Source organism: Dictyobacter vulcani, from assembly GCF_008974265.1.
Classification (GTDB): domain Bacteria; phylum Chloroflexota; class Ktedonobacteria; order Ktedonobacterales; family Ktedonobacteraceae; genus Dictyobacter; species Dictyobacter vulcani.
Map to the genome: position 1 here is coordinate 2,831,026 of NZ_BKZW01000001.1, position 23,542 is coordinate 2,854,567.

18 protein-coding genes are annotated in these 23,542 nt (G+C 53.3%); 10 read left to right on the forward strand and 8 right to left on the reverse strand.

The genetic code is table 11. The features are described from left to right. Positions 1–94: 94 nt before the first annotated feature. Both KDW_RS11910 and KDW_RS11915 read left to right on the forward strand, forming a co-directional pair. Positions 95–1,090, forward strand: coding sequence for an ABC transporter permease (locus KDW_RS11910; protein ID WP_151756158.1), 996 nt, complete (start codon positions 95–97; stop codon positions 1,088–1,090). Positions 1,091–1,094: 4 nt separating this feature from the next. Continuing rightward, entirely contained in the window at positions 1,095–2,093 is a 999-nt protein-coding gene (locus KDW_RS11915; RefSeq protein ID WP_151756159.1) for an ABC transporter permease, read from the forward strand. Here KDW_RS11915 and KDW_RS11920 read toward each other — a convergent pair. Next, complete coding sequence (locus KDW_RS11920) at positions 2,068–2,802, reverse strand: MerR family transcriptional regulator (RefSeq protein ID WP_151756160.1); 735 nt, start codon at positions 2,800–2,802, stop codon at positions 2,068–2,070. The two genes, KDW_RS11915 and KDW_RS11920, sit on opposite strands and share 26 nt — an antisense overlap. A 496-nt stretch (positions 2,803–3,298) precedes the next feature. Between KDW_RS11920 and KDW_RS11925 the strand changes: the two genes are divergently transcribed. Beyond that, entirely contained in the window at positions 3,299–3,706 is a 408-nt protein-coding gene (locus KDW_RS11925; RefSeq protein ID WP_162005160.1) for a globin family protein, read from the forward strand. Here the strand turns inward: KDW_RS11925 and KDW_RS11930 are convergent. Both KDW_RS11930 and KDW_RS11935 read right to left on the reverse strand, forming a co-directional pair. After that, a complete protein-coding gene (locus tag KDW_RS11930) occupies positions 3,697–4,560 on the reverse strand; it encodes a class F sortase (RefSeq protein ID WP_233097783.1) in 864 nt (287 codons plus the stop codon). The genes KDW_RS11925 and KDW_RS11930 overlap by 10 nt on opposite strands. Before the next feature lie 24 nt (positions 4,561–4,584). Continuing rightward, on the reverse strand, positions 4,585–5,364 hold the full coding sequence (locus KDW_RS11935) for a DUF4397 domain-containing protein (RefSeq protein ID WP_151756163.1): 780 nt from the start codon (positions 5,362–5,364) through the stop codon (positions 4,585–4,587). A gap of 458 nt (positions 5,365–5,822) precedes the next feature. Between KDW_RS11935 and KDW_RS11940 the strand changes: the two genes are divergently transcribed. Together KDW_RS11940 and KDW_RS11945 are read left to right on the forward strand one after the other, a co-directional pair. After that, complete coding sequence (locus KDW_RS11940; RefSeq protein ID WP_151756164.1) at positions 5,823–6,359, forward strand: RNA polymerase sigma factor; 537 nt, start codon at positions 5,823–5,825, stop codon at positions 6,357–6,359. A gap of 3 nt (positions 6,360–6,362) precedes the next feature. Beyond that, the gene (locus tag KDW_RS11945) at positions 6,363–8,045 is read left to right on the forward strand and encodes a transglycosylase domain-containing protein (RefSeq protein ID WP_151756165.1); all 1,683 of its coding nucleotides are present in this window, start codon (positions 6,363–6,365) and stop codon (positions 8,043–8,045) included. A gap of 94 nt (positions 8,046–8,139) precedes the next feature. Here KDW_RS11945 and KDW_RS11950 read toward each other — a convergent pair whose 3' ends face one another. Continuing rightward, a complete protein-coding gene (locus KDW_RS11950) occupies positions 8,140–9,285 on the reverse strand; it encodes a carboxylate-amine ligase (RefSeq protein WP_151756166.1) in 1,146 nt (381 codons plus the stop codon). A gap of 460 nt (positions 9,286–9,745) precedes the next feature. Here KDW_RS11950 and KDW_RS11955 point away from each other — a divergent pair, with 460 nt between their 5' ends. After that, positions 9,746–12,298, forward strand: coding sequence for a beta-sandwich domain-containing protein (locus KDW_RS11955; protein ID WP_151756167.1), 2,553 nt, complete (start codon positions 9,746–9,748; stop codon positions 12,296–12,298). A 238-nt stretch (positions 12,299–12,536) separates the two neighbouring features. Beyond that, positions 12,537–13,448, forward strand: a complete 912-nt coding sequence (locus tag KDW_RS11960; RefSeq protein ID WP_151756168.1) for a DUF5996 family protein — start codon at positions 12,537–12,539, stop codon at positions 13,446–13,448. Between the two features lie 86 nt (positions 13,449–13,534). Here KDW_RS11960 and KDW_RS11965 read toward each other — a convergent pair whose 3' ends face one another. The 3 genes from KDW_RS11965 to KDW_RS31675 all read right to left on the reverse strand — a co-directional run bounded on the left by KDW_RS11965 (position 13,535) and on the right by KDW_RS31675 (position 16,703). Continuing rightward, complete coding sequence (locus KDW_RS11965; protein ID WP_151756169.1) at positions 13,535–14,074, reverse strand: hypothetical protein; 540 nt, start codon at positions 14,072–14,074, stop codon at positions 13,535–13,537. Between the two features lie 306 nt (positions 14,075–14,380). After that, positions 14,381–16,249: a glutamine--fructose-6-phosphate transaminase (isomerizing) gene (gene glmS, locus KDW_RS11970; protein WP_151756170.1), complete on the reverse strand. Its 1,869-nt coding sequence runs from the start codon at positions 16,247–16,249 to the stop codon at positions 14,381–14,383. Positions 16,250–16,562: 313 nt separating this feature from the next. Further along, positions 16,563–16,703 carry a hypothetical protein gene (locus tag KDW_RS31675; protein WP_162005161.1) on the reverse strand — a complete coding sequence of 47 codons (141 nt, stop codon included), beginning with the start codon at positions 16,701–16,703 and terminating at the stop codon, positions 16,563–16,565. 146 nt (positions 16,704–16,849) lie between these two features. Between KDW_RS31675 and KDW_RS34910 the strand changes: the two genes are divergently transcribed. After that, positions 16,850–18,934, forward strand: coding sequence for an ABC transporter ATP-binding protein (locus KDW_RS34910; RefSeq protein ID WP_269822441.1), 2,085 nt, complete (start codon positions 16,850–16,852; stop codon positions 18,932–18,934). A 154-nt stretch (positions 18,935–19,088) separates the two neighbouring features. Here KDW_RS34910 and KDW_RS11980 read toward each other — a convergent pair whose 3' ends face one another. Then, the gene (locus KDW_RS11980) at positions 19,089–20,285 is read right to left on the reverse strand and encodes a WD40/YVTN/BNR-like repeat-containing protein (protein WP_162005162.1); all 1,197 of its coding nucleotides are present in this window, start codon (positions 20,283–20,285) and stop codon (positions 19,089–19,091) included. Between the two features lie 496 nt (positions 20,286–20,781). Between KDW_RS11980 and KDW_RS11985 the strand changes: the two genes are divergently transcribed. Beyond that, entirely contained in the window at positions 20,782–22,473 is a 1,692-nt protein-coding gene (locus KDW_RS11985; protein WP_151756172.1) for a double zinc ribbon and FHA domain-containing protein, read from the forward strand. 225 nt (positions 22,474–22,698) lie between these two features. Next, positions 22,699–23,109: a hypothetical protein gene (locus KDW_RS11990; protein ID WP_151756173.1), complete on the forward strand. Its 411-nt coding sequence runs from the start codon at positions 22,699–22,701 to the stop codon at positions 23,107–23,109. Positions 23,110–23,542: the final 433 nt, after the last annotated feature.

Below are 23,542 nucleotides of genomic sequence, written 5' to 3' on the forward strand. Positions count from 1 at the left end.
CCAGCCACGAGGGGAGCCTGATCGTACGCGGAGAGGTCGCAGCGACAAGCGCTGCCGCTACGGGACGGGGCGGGATGAAGAAGGAGTTTTTGGGATGCGCCATTTGTTTCGTCGGGTTTTCTTTTATTTGATGGCTATCTGGATAGCGATTACGTTGAATTTTTTTATTCCTCGGCTGGCTCCTGGTAATCCTGCGCAGGCGATGATGACGCGGTTGGAGCGGCGGGGGCCGATTAGTCCGGCGGCTGAGCGGGCTTTGGAGGCGGCGTTCGGGGTGAATACGAGTGATTCGATCTGGGTGCAGTATGTTAAGTATCTGAATAATATGCTGCATGGAGATTTTGGGATTTCGTATGTGCAGTATCCGGTACCAGTGACGACAATTATTGCCCAGAATATTGTCTGGACGATTCTGCTGGGGGCGGTGGCGGTCTTGATCAGTTTCTTTCTGGGGTGTCTGTTTGGAATTGTGATGGCGTGGAAGCGTGGTTCGGTGCTGGATACATTTCTGTCTCCGGCGATGACGTTTCTGTCGGCGATTCCGTATTTCTGGCTGGCCCTGATTATTCTGTATTTCTTTGGTTTTACGCTGAACTGGTTTCCTTTTGCGGATGGCTATGATACGACGCTGGATATGGGATGGAATCCAGATTTTATTCTTAGTGCCCTCTATCATGCGATTCTGCCGGCTCTGACGATTGTGCTGTCTTCGATTGCGGGCTGGATGCTGGTGATGCGCAACTCGATGATCACGACGCTGTCCGAGGATTATGTATTGATGGCGGATGCCAAGGGATTGGCGCGTGGGCGGGTGATGTTTTTGTATGCGGCACGTAACGCGATCCTGCCGAATGTGACGGGTTTTGCGCTGGCGATCGGCTCGATTGTCGGGGGACAGTTACTGACGGAGATTGTCTTTTCTTATCCCGGGATTGGCTTCTCGCTGCTGCAGGCGGTTCAGGGCCAGGATTATCCACTATTACAGGGGATCTTTTTGATCATTGCGCTGGCGGTCCTGGGAGCGAACTTTATCGCCGATCTGGTCTATGTGGCGCTGGATCCACGGGTACGCCAGGAGAGGAGCGCGTAAGCTTATGGGGACATCTTCATCCCAATTCAGTGGCTCGGCGTCCAGTCCTGCACTGCCACCACCGCCGCCAGAGATAGCTACGCTGGATGCGTTGCGCCGACCATGGTATGAGCGGCTCGGGCGCGGTGTGCAGACTGTGTGGCAGCAAGTGACGAGGAACAAGAAAGTTGCCGTGGGCACTGTGATCGTGCTCTTCTTTATCCTTGTCGCCATCCTGGGTCCATTTTTCATCCATACCGATCCGAATAGATTGTCCGATAATGCGCAGGCGGCCCCTTCGGCGGCCCACTGGCTGGGGACGACGGCGGTGGGACAGGATATCTTCAGTCAGCTCGTGGTGGGGACGCGCTCCTCGATTTTCTGGGGATTACTGACCGGGATCTCTGTGACGGTGCTGTCAATTGCGGTGGGCCTGGTTAGCGGCTATTTTGGTGGTCTTACCGACGAGGTTCTTTCCCTGCTCACCAATGTCTTCCTGGTCCTGCCGGCCTTGCCGCTGGCGATTGTGCTGGCATCCTATTTCCCACGCGGACCCGCCACGGTGGCGCTGGTAATTATCTTTACCAGCTGGTCCTGGGGGGCGCGCGTACTGCGCTCACAGACGCTCTCGATGCGCAGCCGCGAGTTTGTGACGGCGGCCCGCGCCAATGGCGAGACGACCTGGCGACTGATCTTCTTTGAGATCTTTCCCAATGAGATTTCGATTGTGGCCGCCAACTTTGTCAGCACCACGCTCTATGTGATCCTGGCCTCGGCGTCGCTGGAGTTTCTGGGATTGGGCGATGCCAACAATGTGAGCTGGGGCAGTATGTTCTACTGGGCGCAGCGAGATAATGCCTTGATCTCCGGACTCTGGTGGTGGTTTATCCCGCCAGGACTGTGCATAGCGGTCCTGGGTGCCGGCTTATCGTTGATCAATTTTGGCATTGATGAGATTGCTGATCCGCGTTTACGTAAGGAGAGGATGCCCCGGCTGTTCAGGAAGAAGAAAGTGGTGTCATAAACTCGCTCACGTAGCGCTGAAATACGGCCAGGGCGGTCACGCATTGCCAGCTGATGCGCGTGTGTTCCTCACGCCTCTTCTCAATGGCCACGATCGCTTTTTCGGGCCGCCCGGCTGCCAGTTCAGTGAGCACAGGCTCAATTACATTGAAATCATAGCCAGCCTCGCGGAGCAGGACCACGACGCGCAGGCGGCGCATCTGCTGCTCATCATAGAGGCGGTAATGGCTGCTCCGATCGCGAGCCGGTTGCAAGAGTCCCAGTTGTTCCCAGAAATGCAGGGCCGAGACACGCACGCCGACCTCTCTGGCCGCCTCGCCGACGCGCAGTGGTTGCGTATAATGCGTGCTGGCCAATGGAGCCGCCTGCTGTGTGGCCAGCGTACTCAAAGCCGCCAGTGTCTGCTCCACCTGGATACGCTTGCTGGCAAGCTCAGCGTGGCGCTCATCGATCAGCGTGAGCGCCTGCGCCAGTTTATCCTGGTGGAGCGCCTGCATAATTGCCAGCGAGCGCTGCCAGCCATAGCCAGGAACCAGACTGCGGGCGGTCTGCAGCGCGACCAGGTGTCGCCTGGTATAGAGACGATAACCGCTTGAACTGCGCTCAGCAGGTGGGATAAAGCCACTGGCCTCATAGTTGCGCACCTGTTGGACGCTGATATGTCCGGCCTGCGCCAGATCAATGGTGCGGAGATAGTCATGTGCGGTCATACAAAATCCTTATGTGCCTTTTTGTAACTTCCCTGAATGTATCTTCTTCTTTATACCATAATCAGCTCAAAATCGAGTTCGGATTATCTATAATGCCATTCGCCGTAGGCCTTAATGATTATGTGATTTATAAGTGATGAAATAAAAAATAATGATAAATTTCTATTTGATTTGGTATATAAGGTAGATAAAGGTTATAATTCTCGCATACGCTTTATTGAGGAATGCATAGAAAGGAGAAGCAGGTCTTCTGGATAGAGAAAAACTTATTCCTGAACGTACGCCTTACGCGCTTCAAACGACTGTTTTTACATCTCCCTGGGCGACCACATGGAAACGCCAGTATCGGCAGGTTTTCTGGCTGGCTGATGGGACCAGAGATATAAGCCGTATCGCAGTTTTATTGCACAAATCAGAGGTGTTTATCAAACAGGTGACAGCAGAGTTAGCTGTTGCTGGTTATGTAAGTATGCGATTTGATAGGAGGATACTCAGTATGGATGTCAATATGTTGAAACAGAGCTTCGAGATGGTGGCACCGCAGAAAGAGGTGTTTGCCCATAGCTTTTATGAGCGCTTATTTTCTTATTATCCTGCTACCAGACCTCTCTTTGCCAATACAAATATGGTCCGGCAAGAGGAATCCTTGATGGCGACGCTGGCTGTTGTAATTGCAGGCGTCGAACGCGGCGACAATTTGACGCCGACCTTGCATCAACTTGGCGATAAACACGAGCGCTATGGTGCCAAACCGGAGCACTATCCCCTCGTTGGTGGAGTGTTATTAGAGACCTTCCATGAGTATCTTGGCACTCGGTTTACGCCAGCTATGCAGGATGCCTGGAGCCAGGCCTTCGAGTTGATCAGTGGGCAAATGATCGAGGGCTCACACCGTCAGGCGTAAGCTATATTGATGAATATAGATTTTACATCTTCCATGCATCTTATTATGAGATGCATGGAAGATGTAAGCGGAGAGGTTGCAGCCGTGAAGGCTGCCGGTACGATGGGGAGGTATTCATGCGGGAAGAGGTTGCAGCCACGAGGGCTGCCGCTACGGGTCGAGTTTGGTGTAGACGACCATGCGGAGGGTGGTCTGGTTTTCGCTGGGGACCCAGACGCCGGCGCAGGTGATAAGGTTGAGGTAGTGGCCGCTGCTGTCGCCAAAGATGCCCTGGAGGTAGCTTTGTCTGGGGGGATGGCTTCGCTTTTGGTGGTGTGGAAGCTGAGGTGCTGGCCGCTGCGAGTGGTGATGAGGACTTTGTCCCCGGGTTTCATGTTGCGCAGGTTCCAGAAGATGGCGGGCCCGCCTCCGGGCCGGTCGACGTGTCCGTCAATGACGGCGCTCCCCAGTTCGCCGGGTCGGGTGCCGCTATTGTACCAGCCGGTGCCGTCCCAGGGATTGTGCTGAGGAGTGTCCATGTTGCCGCTGGGTAGGACGCCAACGGGCTCGATGTCGGTGTCGACGTTGATGGCGGGAATCTTGATATGCACAGGATCGGTGATGGATACGCTGGTCTGAGTCGTCGAGGCTGGCGTGGGCGTTGCTTTGCTGGCTGGCGTCTGTGTCGCAGTCGGCAGCGTGGGCGTGGTCCGGGCGGTTGATGTACTGTTATCCCCACACGCGCTTAACACGAAGAGCAGGCAGATGCTCATAAATACAAGAGACAAACGACTGGTACGCACTGGCGATAACACCTTTCTGATAGAAACATCTCTATGTGACTGACACGCATCATAGTGCTCAGATCGATGCATGTCAACCACATAGAGCGCAACTGCCTAGTGTTTGACGCGGCTAGAGCGAATGGCATAGCTCGCGCCACCACTGATGAGCAGGGCAACCGCACCCACAAACCAGAGCAATGTGGAATTGCTGGAGGTAGGAGCAGCTACGTTTGGATTGCTACCAGTCTGTGGCATGCCTGGTACACCTGGAACCGTCCCAACTACGAACTTCAAAGCAGGATCACCTTTGTAGAGTCCAATGGCGAAGACGCTGTTGACGGTATTATCTTTCAACGTCGCGCTGACCGGCACGGTGGCGTTGGCCTGTGTGGCGGTCACATTGAAAGTGTAGGCGGCCGGTGGCACGGTCAGATAGTCACTGGCATTTTTGTAGGTCAGGCCAGTGATGACAGTGTTGCCACCTGTTGCAACATTGACCGGACCCGCATTGGGCGACAGGTGATAGACACGCACTTTGGTCATACCGCCTGACAACATATTGTCGTCGGCAAAAGCCTGCAGGCCGAAGCCTGTATCTTTGGTGCCAATGGCGGCCACGGTATATGGTACGCCAGCATTGACCGAGACGGTCTCGTTGATCACCGCGGCATCAGCCCCTTTACCGGCCGGAGCCACCTGGATCTTATGGGCGCCAGCTGGTACCGAGACATAACCGGTGACGGTGCCGAAGGTGAAATTCGGTAGCAGCTTGTTGCCATCGACAAAGACATCGACGGTACCCGCCGCAGGAGAAGCGTGGACGACCCGTACAAAGGCGTTGTCCGCAGGCGCGGCAAAGGCGCTGGCGGAAGAGAAGATAAACAGCGCCATCATGCCTACCAGTATGGCGATACGGCCCCCAGGATCGATACACTGCGTAATAAAGTTTTCATCAGTTTCTCGCTTTCCATAATTACAAAGTAAGACATAAGGATGACAGGCCAGGATGTTGCATGTACTGAATATGGACTGTCATCTGCGCGTCGGGTCAATGGATGGATGACATCTCAGAACAGGATCGTGTATAGGGTTCGTGTGACACGAAATACATATATGCTATCGTTCGGAGGTAGTGATTACTCACAGCATATTTGTCTATTTCGTGTGAACATATTATTGACGACACTATCTCCCACATTCTGTATAATTATGTAACCTTTTTAGTCAAAGTCATTGAAGTTGATAAATACAATGCTAAATATCCTTCTCCTCTAACATTTTTTTGCATCAAACGATGAGTTAGTACAAGCAATTAAAAATTACTTTTATGTCAAAGGAAGACGATGCATCATATGCAACATGCACAATTTTCCACTCATGCATCACCGATTGCGCACCTGTTCAAGCAATATGCGCCGATTATTCTGGCTTTATTCTGGAAACGGGGCGTGCAGGTAGAGGATGCCGAAGATTTGCTGTTAGAGGTGTTCACCGCAGCGATCGAGAGTCCCAGACTATTAACCCTGCCGGAGAATGAACAGCTAGCCTGGTTGAAACGGGTGGCCCATAATAAGATGGTCGATCATTATCGCCGCCAATCGTATCGGCAGACAACAACCCTTGATGACAGTGCCCACCTGCTATTTGAGAGCGATGAGGTGGCGCCCGAATATGTGGCGATGCGCCAGGAAAGCCATGCCGAGTTGCGGTCCCATATTTCCAACCTGCCTACCGACCACCAGGAGATACTGCGGCTACGCTTCACCTATGGTATGTCCTCGAAAGAAATTGCCCAACTCTTACATAAAAGCGATACCGCGGTGCGTGGCCTTCTCTGGCGAGCGGTTACTCTGTTACGTAATGTCTATCGTGAGAAACAGGGGAGGTAAGACATGAGACCGTACGATGATAAGGTTACAGCCGACAATATCGAGCAGAAGATCGAGCAAGTATTCCAGGCTCATGGTCAGGCGCAACCTGGCGCTTCCCCGGATGAGCAGGTCTTACAAGAGCTGTACCAGACACTCTATTATGGGGACGATGGTATTATGGATCGCGTGTGGCACCGTTTGGCGGAACGCTATCCGTTGCTGGAGGAGCAACCTGCTATGACTGATGCCAGAACCGTCGTTAAATTTCCGCAGCCGAGCACAGCCAATCCACCGCGACCAACCCCAAAACTGGCACCGCGCAAACCATGGCGGCGCAACCTGAGTATCCTATTAATAGTGGCCGCCTGTATCTTACTGATTGGCAGTAGCCTATTTATCTTTACCCAGTATCAGAAGCCCTTCCAACCAGCCACGCCGCATCCGAAGAGTCCGTTGCAAATGTTTGATCGCCACGGCAAATTGCTCTATCAGGTGGAGAGCAATGATAAGGTGACACTGGGCACGACACCAGTGACCCGAGACTTTATCAATTATTCGCTGAATGAACTTGCCAATGACCTGCACGTGCAGCAGACAGAGCTCGGCCGTATGGGACTCAACGTAACGACCACACTGGACACGAATCTACAGATGCAGTCCTACCAGAAGGCGCAGCAGACGATTGTCACCGCCAAAAAGGAGCATAACATTGATGATGCTGCCACCGTCGTGCTGGATTATCACGATGGCTCGATCCGCGCACTCTATGGAAGCGTGAGCAATCAGGATCCTGAGTTCAACGCCGCCACGCAAAAGGGACGCCCGCCGGCTTCCACCTTTAAACCCATCGACTATATCACCGCTTTTGAGCAAGGCATCAGTCCGGGCGAGGTCGTCAATGATGTCCACCAGATCTTTCCAATTAATGAAGGTAATATTCAAGGCTATGCACCATACGATAACGATAGGAACGAGTTGGGGTTGATATCGTATCGCCATGCCCTGCAAACCAATCGTAATATCCCCGCCGTCGAGCTTGTAACCCGCACCGGGATCAATGCCCTGTCCAGGCAAGCACAGGCACTTGGCTTAGATGAAATAGCTAACGGTTATGCAATGTCTCTAGGCACTCAAGATCAAACGGTCTTGAATACGACGGTTGCCTATGGCACGATGGCGAATCAGGGCGTCCATGTGGCATCCCATACCATCGAACTGGTTAAGGGTGCTGATGGGCGTGTACTGTACCAGGCCAGCCAGGCAGGCAAACGAATTCTTAAGTCTGGCGTTGCCTTTATGATCACCGACATCTTGAGTGATCAACAGGCGCACACACAAAACTTTGAAGCCTGCAATCCAGTCATCCTTTATACTGCTTCGAGCCAGCAATGCCAGGCAGGCCAACCAGGAACGATCCGCCCGGCCGCCATCCAGACTGGTGAGAGCGATATGGCCCGTGATAACTGGACCGTTGGTTATACTACAGACTATGTAGTAGGAGTATGGGCAGGGAATCAAAAATATGAACCTTTGCGCAATGTAGCGGCTACGGATGGTGCCGGGCAGATCTGGCACGACACGATGCAACTGGCCGAGCAAGGTCTTCCCATCAGGCAGTTTCCAGCCGCGCCCGCTGATGTAGTACAAAAAACCATGACCTATCAGGGTCTCACCACCACCGATTGGTACCTTAAAGATCATTAAAATTCCGGCGTACTGGCATAAAAAAATGCTCCGTGCGACGTTGCCATGGGAGCAATGCGGGGCGGGAGCGTTTTGTCGATGCTTCTATTTACTGTTATACGGCTTGATGTGTCAGGATTCGGGTTGGCTGTGGGAAGTTGCGGGTTTCGGCCACGATGTAATCTACCAGGGCACGGAAATCTCCGGTGCGTTGGTAGACTGCGTGCTGGCGTTGGGCGCCGTTTCCTTCGTTCAGGATACGCTGAACGTTGTTCGCGACCTGCGGCCAATCTCCTTCAACTTCTAGGGCCGGGCGGATGAATTCAAGCATATTGTTGATACACTCGCGGGCCGGCATACTCCGTCGGGCCTGGATATCGATCAAGCGTTCACTCAGACCATAGCGTGCGGCGCGCCAGTGCATCACACGAAGTTGATCGGTGGTGAAATCAGGGCACGGCATCTTGCGCATGATGCGGTCATAGCAGGTGTGGACCAGCCCACGAATCAGGCCCGCCATCATGACAGCCTCTTCCAGCGTCATCGCGACATCCATCACACGAAACTCAAGGGTCGGGAAGCGTTCAGATGGACGTAAATCCCAATAGATTTTGGTCGCATCATCAATGCTTTCCGTCTCAATCATATTGTCGATGGTCTGCCGATAATCAGCATAGGAGGTAAACGGCGGCGGCGGACCCGCCAGCGGAACCGTCCACCAGAGTCCGGTGCGATAATCCTGATAGCCGGTGTCCGCACCCAACCAGAAAGGAGAATTCGCGGTTAAAGCAATAATGGGTGAGAGCCAGACGCGGGCATGATTCAGGATCTGGATGGCAATCTCAGGATCTGGCACGCCAATGTGCACATGGCAACCAAAAATGACTTGCTCACGTATCATCTGCTGATACGTCTCAATCAGCGAGATATAGCGCTCCTTCGGGGTTACCGTTTGTTCGCTCCACTGCGAAAACGGATGCGTCCCGGCGGCAGCGATCTGTTTATCTACATGATCAGCAGCAGCGATTACCCCTCCACGTAAGCGGATTAACTCTCCCTGTACTTCCGCCAACGAGTGGCAGATCGGGGTTGCGATCTCGATTTGGGATAGAATCATCTCATGCTGGACATTGTCGCCCAGCGTTTTTTGTGCTTCGGGCAGAATCAGCTGGGTTGACTGACTCAGCTCACGTGTCTCGGGATCAATTACCTGATATTCTTCTTCAACACCGATAGTAAAACTATGAGCTTGCAGGGACATAGACAACGCCTCCTTGCAACTGTTAACAGTTGGAACTTGTTACATACAATACGCCGCCCCGCGCTATAAGTATACAGTATAAAGATGAGCACGGGCACGTTCTTTGTGCTCTCACTGGCGTTCTCCACCCAATCTAACAAACTTTTCTGTCTGCTCAGATGCAGTATGAGTGGCACATGTATTGTTGGATAAACCAAAAGTCATTGCTTTGAATCTTTTTATTGACATGTTTCATTGTTGACTTTATGCTTAATAAAGCATACATGTGTCGCAACTATTGCTATATTCTATCTATAAACTTTAAATTAATGAAATCTATCTTGCACCAGACGCATAGTATGCATGTTCGCTTTTGTAGGAATGGCTTTATGATGAATACATTTCTGCAAAATTATATGTAATTTTTGTTTTTTTCTAGGCCTCCCGCTGGAGATCAATGGTTCACTGAACCAGGTGAAAAATGTATAAGAATGCAATGCATGATGAGCAAGCCACGATCCCTACCGAGCCACGCACCAAAACTCCCCGCCGCCGTGGTAAGATCCTGGTCTCTTCCTTCCTGGCCCTTGTCGTACTGGCTGGTGCCGCGTTTTCTGCCAGTCTGCTAATCGCACAACACACCCCTTCTAAGGCCGCTTCAGTTTCTGGATTGAATGGTGATATTGCGACCATTCAAAAAGAGGTGCAGCAGCATCGGCGCACCATTGCGCCAGGCTCGGGCAGCTTTAAGGCAAATGCTGTTGCAGCCGCAGCCAATGTGCCGTCATTCAACAGTGTTGGTATCAGTACAGCTAAAAATACTCTGGCCGCGGACTTTGATGGTGCTGGTTATAGCTACTCCTATAGTGCGTTGATTGAAAGCGACCTTGAGCCAAACATTCCTTTTGCTTATGATGGCTTACAATTCAACTGGCCAAACATTAACCATGTCAACTATCCTAACCTGACCGATAACTGGCAGACCATGGGACAAAATCTACCGCTGTCAGGGACCGGAGCACATAAAGTTGGCTTTATCGGCTCGGCAACACATGGTGCGGCGTCTGGTTCGGTGCTTGTGCTCTATAGCGATGGTACACAACAGGTTCTACCACTGGGCTTTAGCGATTGGACTCTGGGTGGTGGTACACAGTCCCCATCCTATGGCAATAAAATTATTTCTGCCCAGACCCGACGTGATACCAGAAGCGGTGAGCAAAACGTCAAAACCTATCTTTTCTATGCTTCGATCACGCTCGATGCCAATAAAACTCCTGTCACTGCGGTATTGCCAACTTTGACTGGCAGCGCGCAGATGCACATTTTTAGCTATAGCAATAATGTTGCTCCTGCCAATGCTTATAACAATACCGGTATGAGTGACGATGCCTACACCACCCCGGGCAATTTTGATGGCGCCGGATACAGCTATTCCAGTGGCGCAATCGGTTGGGGCATAGGTTATACCGTGCTGTATAATCAGAATCTCGCCGGCGATTATGGTATGCGCTTCCTATGGCCAGATGTGTTGCCAGGTAGCCCTGATAACTATCAGGCGAATGGTCAGACAATCGCAGTCACATCCGTGGCCGGAGCCACGAAATTAGGCTTTGTAGGCGCCGCTACCGGTGGTCCTTCTTATGGTAGCGCAACCATCAATTATAGCGACGGTTCGCAGCAGCAGTTCACGCTGGGCTTTAGCGACTGGACCCTCAACGGGTATACACAGGCTCCTTCTTTTAACAATCGCTACTTTGAGGGCATGACCTATCGTAATACCCGCAGTGGCCAGCAAAAGGTCAATGCGTTCCTGTTCTATGCTGATGTAAATCTGCAGGCAGGAAAGACCGTGAGCAGCGTCACGCTGCCAGCCTCTACCAATCAAGGGAAGATCCACGTCTACTCGATCGCGACCGGGGTCGCGGGCTTCTATGATAGCGTGGGTGTCTCGAGCGATCAGGGTTCTCTGTTCGGCAATTTTGATGGTGGCTACCACAGCTATTCCGCCGAGGCTCTGAATAATGCGCACGTCTTTTTCAGTTCCGCAGGTAATCTGGCTCCATATCGCGTGAATGGCATGAATTTCTACCTCCAGACATCCAATGGAGTCTTCCCGGATAACTGGTTGGCCAATGGACAACCAATCGGGGTGACTGCGGTGGCTGGTGCGAGCACACTGGGCTTTATCGGATCCTCGGTGAATGGTGGCTCAACTGGTAACGGCTTGATTACCTATACCGATGGCTCAACCCAGGCATATACGCTGGGCTTTAGCGATTGGTGCGCTGCGGCCCCGCAGTACAACAATACGGTGGCAGCCAGCATGCCGTACCGTAACGGTGCGTATGGTCAGCAGTCGATTAAGAACAATCTGTACTATGCTGAAGTCCCGATCCAGGTGAACAAGACGATTGCTAGTGTGCAATTGCCCACCACCACCGGTGGCCTGATGCATATCTTCGCCGTGGGTGAGCGCGTCGGCAATTATAACAACATCGGTATCAGTAATGATAATGCCACCAAACTGGCTAACTTTGATGGCGGCGGTTATAGCTACTCCGAGATTGCTTTGCAGAACTATGGGATTGTTGCCACTGGAACCTATACCCATGATGGTTTCGACTTCAAGTTTGGCACCAACGAGGGTTACTCGACCTTCTCTGGCTCACCAAACAATTATGCTGCTGTCGGTCAGGGTATCGAGACGGTTCCTACCGCTGGACGCACCAGTGTCGGCTTTATCCTTTCTGCCACGGGCGGTGGCACTTCGGGAACTGCCACCATCGTCTATACAGATGGGACCACCCAGAATATCACCTTAGGTTCAGCCGACTGGTGTAATAACGCCACGGCTGCTCAGTATAATGTTTCTGTGGCTGCGACCTTGAGTTATCGCAATACTCCTACTGGTCAACAGACCAAAACCAACTATCTCTACTACTCCAATTTCGCACTGGATTCCGCGAAAACTGTCGCGAAAATTGTGTTGCCGAACGCCAGTCAGCTACACGTTTTCTCGATCGCCTACAAATAAATCCCGCTCCGCTGAGCATTTGGGACCACCTTGTAACAAAGGTGGTCCCTTTTTTATGGGTTTAAGTGTATCGCCTGAGTGATAGCGAGCCCGGCATGCGGCCACGGCCACCGCTCACAGGTAGCACCTGGCAATATGGTAGTATGTATAAGAGCAATGACGGAAGTGTCACTTCTGCCTGTTGAGTATACTTGTATCAGGTTGTGTTTTTATGGTACGTGAAGGGAAGGAAGATGAGATGCAAGAAACGATTGCACTGGAAAAATGGCCCGCCCTGCCATTTGAATCCTGGCGGGACACCTGTGAGACGCTGCATATGTGGGCCCAGATCGTGGGCAAGGTGCGCCTGACACTCAGTCCGACGGTCAACCATTGGTGGCAGGTGCCCATGTATCTAACGGCCCGTGGGCTGACCACCTCGCCCATTCCATATCCTGGTGGCATCTTTGAGATTACCTTTGATTTTATCCAGCATAAGCTGCTGATCGAGACCAGCCTGGGCGAGAAGAAGATCCTGCCCCTGGCTCCCCGCAGCGTGGCCAGCTTTTATTATGAGCTGTTGACCACACTCAGAGCATTAGGCATCCAGGTAGAGATCAATTCCCTGCCCAACGAGATCAAGGATCCGATCCCCTTTGAGCGCGATGATATTCATGCCGCCTACGATCCCATCATGGTCCAGAACTTCTGGCATATCCTGCTGCGCACAGACACCATCCTCAAGCAGTTTCGCGGCCGCTTTATTGGCAAGAGTAGTCCCGTCCACTTCTTCTGGGGCAGCTTTGACCTGGCCCTGACGCGCTTCTCCGGTCGTAGAGCACCTGAACGCCCGGGGGCCGACCGCATTACGCGTGAAGCCTATTCACATGAAGTGATCAGCTTCGGCTTCTGGCCCGGCAATGCTGACTTCCCCCAGCCTGCCTTCTACGCCTATGCCGCGCCAGAACCACCAGGGCTGGGCAGTGTCGCCATCCAGCCGGACAAAGCCTTCCACAACGCCGAGCTGGCCGAATTCTTCTACCTCTACGACGATATGCGCCAGGCCGCCGCGCCCGAGCAATCCCTGCTGGACTTCTTCCAGAGCACCTATCAGTCCGCCGCCGACCTGGCCCACTGGGATCGCGCCAACCTGGAACGAATGTATAAATAAATATGACATGTAGATTCGACCCTTGCGGCCGATTGTCTCACTCCACTTCTGGTGCGGGCCGAGACAATTGAGGGCAAGGGTCGAACCTACATGTCGCGTTGTGTGATGTGTTGCCTGACAGGAGTCCTGACGGCTGCCCGCTGTAATCTATGCACTTCATAAAGCGCGATAAGGCTACCAACGATGCAGAGCCAAAAACCGCCATACATAACCCCAATACCAGGACCGGCAGTATGGGTCTCTATTCCATGGCCAGGGAAATGTAAGCCCACGACCAGTGAGGACATGAACCAGTGTTCGAGGAGACCGAGGATCGTGAAGCCCAGGCTGAAGAAGAGCCAGGTTGGCTTGCCATGGCCGCGAACGAGCGCTGATGAGATCCACAGCGGCACAAGGATCGAGAGCAAAAATGAAACTATGGCCAGATACATAAAAAAGTTAACTGGAGCGCCACCAGTTATTGTGTCAGCGAGCATATTCCAATATGAATGACTAGAAAACGTTGGCGGATCCGGAGGAAAGGCGATAGAGGCCATGGTAACTGGTAGGAAGAAGCCAATGATAACCAGTACGGACCCCAACAGGGCAGGCGAAATTGCCAGTTGTAGGCGAGACACGTGAGACATGCACAACTCCTTTAGTCGGTAGTACAGAGGCAAGCATAAAATAAACTACGCTAGAAGTAATGGCTAATCTTACGTGGATTTAAAAGCTTAAGCTTTGGGTGGATTCAGGCCAGTAGAAAGGGGGAAGTTTCCAGAGAGTATTTTCGTGGGGGATGGTGGAGGTATGTTGACGAGTGGGGAGGTGAGTAGGGACGGGGTGACCGAGATCTGACTGGCTTCGCTCGTGGGGGGACGTTCGCAGTCACCAGGACTGCCGCTACGGGGATATCCGTGGACATGCACTGATGTCCACGGATATTTTTTGTTTTATTCTACGGTGACGGATTTGGCGAGGTTGCGTGGTTGGTCTACGTTGCAGCCTCGGGCGATGGCGATATGGTAGGCGAAGAGCTGCAGGGGTATCGAGGCCAGCAGGGGACTGAAGACTTCGAGCGTGGCCGGGACATACATGATGTCGTCGGCGTGCTGGCGAATGTTTTCGTCTCCTTCGGTGGCGACGACGATGATGTGGGCGTCGCGGGCCCGTACTTCCTGGATGTTGCTGACCACTTTCTCATAGACATGGGAGGCGGTGGCGATACCGACCAGGGGCGTCTCGGCGTCGAGCAGGGCGATGGAGCCGTGCTTGAGTTCTCCGGCTGGGAAGCCTTCGGCGTGGATGTAGGAGATCTCTTTGAGTTTGAGCGCGCCTTCGAGGGCGGTGGGATAGCCGACGCCACGGCCGATGAACATGATGCTGCTGATGTGCGCCATGCGTTTGGCCAGGGGCTCGATGACGTCATCCGCGCTGGTGGCCTGCTGAAGAATATGGCGGATCTGGTTCGGCAGTTGCTCCATGGCGGTCAGGAATTCGCGCATCTGCTCAGGCTGGATGCGACCACGGCTCTGGCCCAGGTAGAGTCCGAGCATGTAGAGCACGGCGACCGAGCTGACAAAGGATTTGGTGGCGACGACGCAGATCTCGGGTCCGGCCTGCAGGTAGAAGACTGCGTCGGCCAGGCGTGTGATGGCGCTGGAGACGACGTTGGTGACGGCGATCACCGGGGCTCCACGTTCGCGAGCCTGGCGAATGCCGACCAGCGTATCGGCGGTCTCACCGGATTGCGTGATTGCGATACACAGCGTCTCGGGTCCGACAATCGGATCGCTATAGCGGAACTCGGCGGCAGTCACCGTCTCAACCGGGATGCGTGCCCACTTCTCGATGGCATACTTGGCGATCATGCCCACGTGATAGGAGCTACCACAGGCCACAATCAGGATGCGCTGGATGTTATTCAGGAGTCCCGCATGCTCCATGCGCTCAAGTTCTGACAGGTGCAGGGCACCATCGCGCACACGGCCCGTCAGAGCCCGCTGAAGAGCTTCTGGCTGCTCATGAATCTCTTTGAGCATGAAGTGCGGATAACCGCCCTTCTCGGCCGCCTCAATGTCCCAGTCGACGATCATCGGCTCGCGCTCAATCTCTGTACCGTAGAGCGTGGTCAATTTGACACCCTGGGGGCGCAACTCGGCCACTTCGCCCTCTTCCAGGATCAGGATGCGGCGTGTATGTTTGAGGATGGCGGGAATATCCGAGGCCAGGAACTGCTGGTTCTCACTGAGTCCGACTATCAATGGACCGGCGCAGCGGGCACCGACCAGTAGATCAGGATGCTCCTGGCTCACCACACCGATGGAATAGGCACCGGTCACGCGTTGCAGGGCCGTGCGTACGGCCAGCACCAGATCATGATTGGCGGCACCGAAGTACTCGCGCTCAATCAGGTGGGCCAGCACCTCGCTATCGGTCTCCGACTTGAAGCTATGACCATCCTTCTGCAGTTCGAGGCGCAGCTCGGCATAATTCTCAATGATGCCATTATGCACAACCGTCAGGCTGCCAGTGCAATCGGGATGAGGATGGGCGTTCGTGTCATTTGGTCGACCATGGGTCGCCCAGCGCGTATGGCCGATACCGAGGGTGCTATCACCGGGGCGATCACCATTTTCAACGGTCGCCACCAGATTCGCAATCTTGCCTGCCCGACGATGGAGATCAATCGTACCTGAAGAATTTAAAACCGCAATGCCGGCCGAATCATAGCCGCGATATTCCAGTTTGGAGAGGCCATCAAGCAATATGGAAGTAACATCGGTCTCAACTGAGCCGACGTAGCCAATGATACCGCACATGGAGGTGGTACCTTTCTTTAATTGTAATAAAACAACAGGTTTTACTACATCACTGAGAACGGTTTGTCCTGGTCGTTACCGGCAGGCATTGTGTGTTCTCTTCGCAGGGGCGTGATCACCCCTGGAGGCTCCCCGCTGACAATTCCGAACGGCCTCCTCCTCGTCAACCGAACATCCTCCTCTAGTTCGGTCCATGCGCTACTCGAAACAACTACATCATAATACGTATTGAAGTATATCATTACAGGAGTGTTGATTGTGTGTTTGCCTGGTTATGGTTCGGGATAATAGGAAATATGGTTCAGTCCCTCCTTCACCGGCTTGCTGCACTGATGCCGAGTCGCTGAGCTCCGGATGAGCTCAATAATGGTCGAGCAGGTGTTATTTTCTCCACCTGCTCAACAGTATCCACCGCCAGCGCCTCGTGACCTCCTGGTAATATAGACAGGCCCAAAAACCGTCTTCTTGTACAGTGCGACGCTGGCAAAAATCGACTATACTACCTGATAGAAGAAATAAAATTGTCAGACTTCAGACTTTGTGCGCAAAGTCGCCATGAATTTAAGAAATATCTTTCCGGGAGAATTAGAAGAAATAAAATTGTCAGACTTCAGACTTTGTGCGCAAAGTCGCCATGAATTTAAGAAATATCTTTCCGGGAGAATTACAGGTATGGGTTTTCATCGCATGGGAGGGGGGATGTCCTCCTATTTAGAGGAGCAGAAGCTTCGTGGTCGCAAGACCGATGTGCGGACAGTCAGGCGTGTGGCCGAAGCCTTCAGGCCATATAAATGGCAAGTGTTCCTGGTCTTCATCGCCATCATCCTGACCACCGGGTTAGGACTGATCAATCCACTCATGATCCAGCGCATCTTTGACGATGCCATCTCAAAAAACAACATGTCCCTGCTGATCATCTATGTGATCATCATGATCGTCACCCCGATTGTCACCGGCCTGATCGGCGTCTGGCAATCCTATTTGAATAATATTATCGGCCAGCGCGTGATGCGCGACTTCCGCAATCGGCTCTTTCAGCATCTGCAGAGCATGTCCCTACGCTTCTTCACTGCTACCCGCACCGGCGAGATCCAGTCGCGGCTCTCCAACGATGTCAACGGCGTGCAATCGGTGGTCACCAACACCGCCACCAGCATCGTCTCAAACATCGCCATTGTTGCCAGCACCATCATTGCGATGACGGTGCTTAGTCGACTACTCACCCTGATCTCATTAGGACTGCTGCCCCTCTTCCTGTGGATCACGCTCAAAGTTGGTAATGCGCGTCGTGTTACCAGCAAAGAGACACAGCAGACCCTGGCTTCACTGACCGCCATGATGCAGGAGACCCTCTCCGTCAGTGGTATCCTCTTAATGAAAACCTTTGGTCGCCAGAAATACGCGCAAGAGCTATTCGAGAACGAGAACCAGAAACTTACCGAGCTAGAAGTACGCCAGCAAATGATTGGCCGCTGGTTCTTCATGTCCATCAACATCTTCTTCTCAATCATCCCGGCCGTCGTCTACCTGGTCGCGGGCGCGCAGATCATCTCGCACAGCGATTCATTTATGACCTTCGGTAAGATCGTCGCCTTCACCACCCTGCAAGGCCGCATCTTCTTCCCGATCGCCCAGCTCCTCTCCATCCAGGTCGAAGTCCAGGGCTCGCTGGCCCTCTTTGACCGTATATTCGAGTATCTGGACATCCCGATCGAGATCAAAGACAAACCCGACGCCCTGCGCCTCAATCCCGAGGAATCCCGTGGGATGGTTACCTTCAAGAACGTGGCCTTCAGCTACAAAAAGGACCTGCCCGACGTGCTGGCCCCCTTGCCGGAAGCCGATGGCGCGAAAAATGGGAGTAATGGAAAAAAAGGTAAGCGTGGCCTCTTTGGCCGTCGCCTGCCCGCCGATGCCATGCCCATTGTAGACACAGACATCGAGCAGCAGAACGGCCATAGCGCCGACGGGCCACGCCAGACGCTGCAGAACATCTCCTTTGAGATAGAGCCCGGCCAACTCGCCGCCCTCGTTGGACCCAGCGGTGCCGGTAAGACCACCATGACCTATATGGTGCCGCGCCTCTATGATGTGGATGAAGGGGCCGTGGAGATTGATGGTCATAACGTCAAAGATATCGCCCTGAGTTCCCTTGGAGAATTGATCGGAGTCGTCACGCAGGAAACCTATCTGCTGCACTCCTCGGTGCGTGACAACCTGCTCTATGCCCGTGCCGACGCCACCGATGAAGAGATGATCGCCGCCGCCAAAGCCGCCGCCATCCATGAGCGCATCATGGAACTGGCCGACGGCTACGACACCATCGTTGGTGAGCGCGGCTACCGACTCTCAGGCGGAGAAAAGCAACGCATCGCCATCGCCCGCGTCATCCTCAAGAATCCGCGCATCCTGATCCTGGACGAAGCCACCAGCGCCCTGGATACCCATTCCGAGCGCCTGATCCAGTCCGCGCTTGAACCGCTGATGCAAGGCCGCACCACGCTGGCCATTGCCCACCGCCTCTCAACCATCCTATCGGCGGACGTTATCCTGGTGGTAGACAAAGGCCGCATCGTCGAGCGCGGCACCCACGCCGAACTGCTCGCCCGAAACGGAGCCTACGCCCGCCTCTACAACGAACAATTCAGCCAGGCCATCCTGCCCGAACCCGAAACCATCCCGTAGGTTCGAGCCTTGAGCTCGATTAACCACTCACGCGTATGATTGGTGCCTTGAGCTCGATTAACCACTCACGCGTATGATTGGTGCCTTGAGCTCGATTAACCACTCACGCGTATGATTGGTGCCTTGCGGTCGATGAATCCCGCCGCCCGTACAATTAGGTGCGGGCGGTGGTGGTGACGGGGGACCAGGTTTTGCCGCCATTGGTGGTTTGATAGAGTTGGGTCGTATCGGCTTTGGTGCTGCCGATCGCCCAGCCGTTGTTGGTGGTAATGAATTGCAGGGAGCTCACGTTGACCACATCGCCACCCAGTTGGGAAAGATGATCCCAGGTTTTACCACTATCTCTGGTGCTATAGATGCTGCCACCCTTGTTGTCGCTCCCCACGGCCCAGCCCTGATTGCCATCGATAAAGCTGACGGTGGCGGTAATGCTGGTGTTGGGTGCGCTATTATTCCAGGTAACGCCGCCATCATGGGTGGTGTAGATAAGCGCGGCATGGCCATTATCAGCGAGTTCAGCCGGCATCACCCCATCATTTTGCGTACTGAACATTGGCGGAAACGTGCGGATGGTGCTCTCATTCGGGGCCGTCAACGTCTGTTGTTTCCAGGTATTGCCGCCATCTTTCGTGTGATAGAAGAAAGGCGTCTTGTCGCCAGCAGTGGTACCGGTGATCCAGCCCTGATTGATATCACTAAAGCTGAGACCAGTTTTATCGCCGGCTAGTGGTAACGTGTTGGCATTGCTTGTATTCGGTTGATCAACATTATTGATCTGGATCCAATCCTGGCCACCATCCAGGGTTGAAAGAACTGCGATCGGTTGATTATTATCAGCGCTATTAGCGGTCTTCAGCAGGAGCCAGCCGTTTTGTGGATTAATAAAATTGATACCCGTCACATCCTGACCGGTCAGCGGTAGTGGCGACTCCAGCCAGAAATCCCCACCCGTATATGTGCGCCAGATCGAGATCTTATCATTGACGCGACCCGCGATCCAGGCATTCTCCGCATCCAGAAAAGTCGCCGTGCCAAAAGTCGGGACTGGCTCCCGGACAGCAGGACTGACATCGTGCCACTGAGTTGTGCCGGTGGTGGTGTGTAGCACATGGCCATCCTGTGTCACTGCCCATCCCGTCTGAGCATCCAACATATGGATCGTGCGCAGCGTTACCGCCTGGCTCGGACCCGGAGTCGGGGTTGGCACATGAGCAACCACCGTCGTATCCTGATCAGGATTATCCGTCAAACTACAGCCGGTCAATCCCAGCAGACAAACTATCAATAGAGCAGGAAACAGCAATGACCATGAGCCACCGCGTGCCCGTCTACGATTATGTGGACTATGCATACAGTAATTCCTTTTTATCATAAGAAATAGAATCCGTAAAAATACAGGTACTTGCTTGTATTGTATGTGCCATGCGGCATAATTACAATCGAATAGAGAATAAGATAGTTGATAGCAGTGCGTCGTTATCGTTCGCTCGCGAAAAATCCTCTCACATAATCAACGTATGTTGTAGCAACGAACTAACGTTTCGCCAGAGATATCCAACTTTCTCCATCAAAGAGCGTAGATACTTACAGAATCATGAAGCCGTACCACCAGGGCTGCCGGTACGAGAGGTTTATGAGAGGGTATGGTATACTCTATCGGGGAACGCCCAACTCTCTGTAAGCCTTATACGTAGATAAAGTAAACGACCTGAAGAGTCGTATAAGCATACCTCTTTTTTTACACGGATGCCTGCAAAGCCAGGAGATACTCCTGGTACAATAATGAATGACTATGGCAGGTAGAGATAGCAGAAAAACAAGTGAAAAGCTACGTTGGAGGATAACGGATGGATGCCCGCTTTTATAATTCAGAGGATATAGATATTGAGCGATTAGCTACAGATGTTGCAAATGTCTATATCGCACAGGGCTATCAGGCACAACATTTTGGCAATCGAGATCAGATGCTTGTTCAAATCAAGAAGGGCGGAGATTTCGAGGCGATTATTGGCATGCAGGCGGCAATCTCGCTGACCATTCAGCATACAGCGGGTGGAACATTAGCGATGATTGGCCGGCAACGCTGGGTAGATAAAGCAGCGGTTGGTGCCGTGGGTATTGTCGCCTTTCCGGTTCTCTGGCCGCTGGCCTTAACCGCTGGTGCGGGTGCCTGGCGTCAGGCCAGTATGGGTAATCAAGCGTTGAACCTGGTGGATGGTCTCGTGCGTCAGCAGCGTCCAGGTATTCAGGCTGGTCCGCTTCCAACGTACCTGGTGCCGCAGATCCAGCAGCAATGGGGCCAGCCTAATCAGCCCCAACAGCAGCAAATTCCTTATTATATTCCGTCCAACACGGTTGTGGAGGAGGCCTCGGTGCCCCCGGCCATGTTGCCCATGCCCAACCAGGCCTCAACATCGGGCCTACGCTGTGCGCACTGTAACACACCCTACGAGCCAGGAGACACCTTCTGTTCCGGTTGTGGGCGTGCCCTGACGGCAGCAAAGCACTACTGTCCTAACTGCAATTCTGAGCTGAAGGACGGGACATCGTTCTGTCCCAAGTGCGGAGCCTCAACTTTTACCAGCCAGTCTGGTGTGCAGTCCTCCATCCCAAAGCCAGGACCAGCACCGCAGCCACCGCGCTATACACCGCCTTCGCAACCGCCCGCGTATCAGCCCCCGACGCCGACCTATACGCCACCGGTTGAGCCAGCCAAACCGACCTACACACCGCCTGCGGCCCCACAGACTCCGGTGTATACGCCGCCACCCGTGCCAACCTATACACCACCAACGCCGCAGACGCCTGCTCAGGCTCCACAGCCACAGATCTACTATACGCCTATCAGCCAGCAGCAGACCGAGGCCCAGCCTAAGCCCCAGCAGCCACCGGAGCAATATTATGTGCCCCCGGTCACGCAGGAGCCAACCATTAAGCCGCAGCCGAAAGTGACGATGATGCCCGGCACACAACGCCAGGAGCCACCGCCACCCCAGAAGCCACGGCCACAAAAGCAATACTACATTCCATCCAATCCTGATGCGCTTAAAGCCCAGCAGGAGGTCGATAACCAGGCCACGCTACCCAGTTCGGACGCGCAGACTATCGCCGGACAGCCCACGCTGCCTGCTCAGCCAGCCCAATCAGACGCGCCAACCATCTCTGGACAGCCCACGATGCCTGCCCGGTCAGCCCAATCAGACGCGCAGGACACAGCACCATGGGGCACACTGACCTTTGACGGCAACGGCCAGCAGATCCAGCTAAGAGGTGCAGAAGCCGTGGTTGGTCGCTATGATCACGATCTGGGTGGAGAACAGCCAGCCGTTGATCTCAGTAGATTTGATGCCGCCGACACCGTCTCGCGGGTCCATGCCACCTTCGAGCATTCCGGCGACCAATATACCCTGACCGACCTCAACAGCACCAACGCCACCCGTATCAACGGCAAGCGCCTGGTGCCTGACACCGCGACACCGATTAATGATGGCGACAACCTGCAATTCGGCAAAATCACCTGCACCTTCAAAAAGAACTAGCCGCCATCGAGTCGTACATGACATCAGTGGTCCTGTCGCTTTTCCTGATCAGGAAAAGCGACAGGACCCTTTTTTTGTCTGTAGAAACCGGAGGTCATAGAAGCGTGCCACTTGCTTGATTGTGCTGTATGATTGTAGGTATAGATCATGGTATGCTTATGCATAGATTTATTTATTTTTTAGTCCAGCAACATCATTACAATCAGAAAAAGGACACAGACTGCCATGGACGCTTTTTCAGATCCGCAGGTGAGCCAGTTACTCTATTATGCTGGCGGAGCACTCATCCTTCTTCCCCTCATGTTTGCCGCCTATTTTTACTGGCAACGCGTACGTAAAATCCACTACCTGGCCGAAAAACATCCCGAGCAGGAGCAAGAGTATCACTTCTGGCTCTTATTTGGTGATTACCTCAGTTGCTCCCTGCTCGTTTTTATCGCCACCGCCCTGTGCGCCAGCCTGCCCCTGCTCGGAGCCGTCTACCTCGGCACGCAACTCGCCCAGGTCACCATCTCACTCGCACCGATCCTGCTCGTCGGAGCCGCCGTCGGGCTCCTCGCAGGCTGCTATACCACCCTCAAATTCCTGTACGCCAAAACCAACTACGAAGAAAGCCTGTTATTACCAACCATGTAAAAAAGACATAAAAATGCAAAAATAAATATGATACGTAGGTTCGACCCTCGGGGTCGATTGTTTTCGCTTTTGATAACCTTTCTCGACCAACATTATGTTCAATGATTAATTCCACGGTGTCATGTATGTAGATGGTTATCGATAGGAGAGAATAATCGACCGCAAGAGGCGAGAATAATCGACCTCAAGAATAATCGACCTCAAGAATAATCGACCTCAAGGGTCGAACCTACTTGACATTTGGGAGGGGAGTGGCTAGAATTTAGATTGGCGGAGATCAGGAGGAGTAGGTGCGGTTCCCGTAAGAGATGGAAGATCATGGGCTGAGAATCTTCCTCGGGTGAAGCGTAGCGAAAGTCGCCTGGGAGCCTGGAAACCAGCTAGAGAGTAATTTCCACGGGTGTGCCCGTTATCGCACTGCCAAGGGTCAATC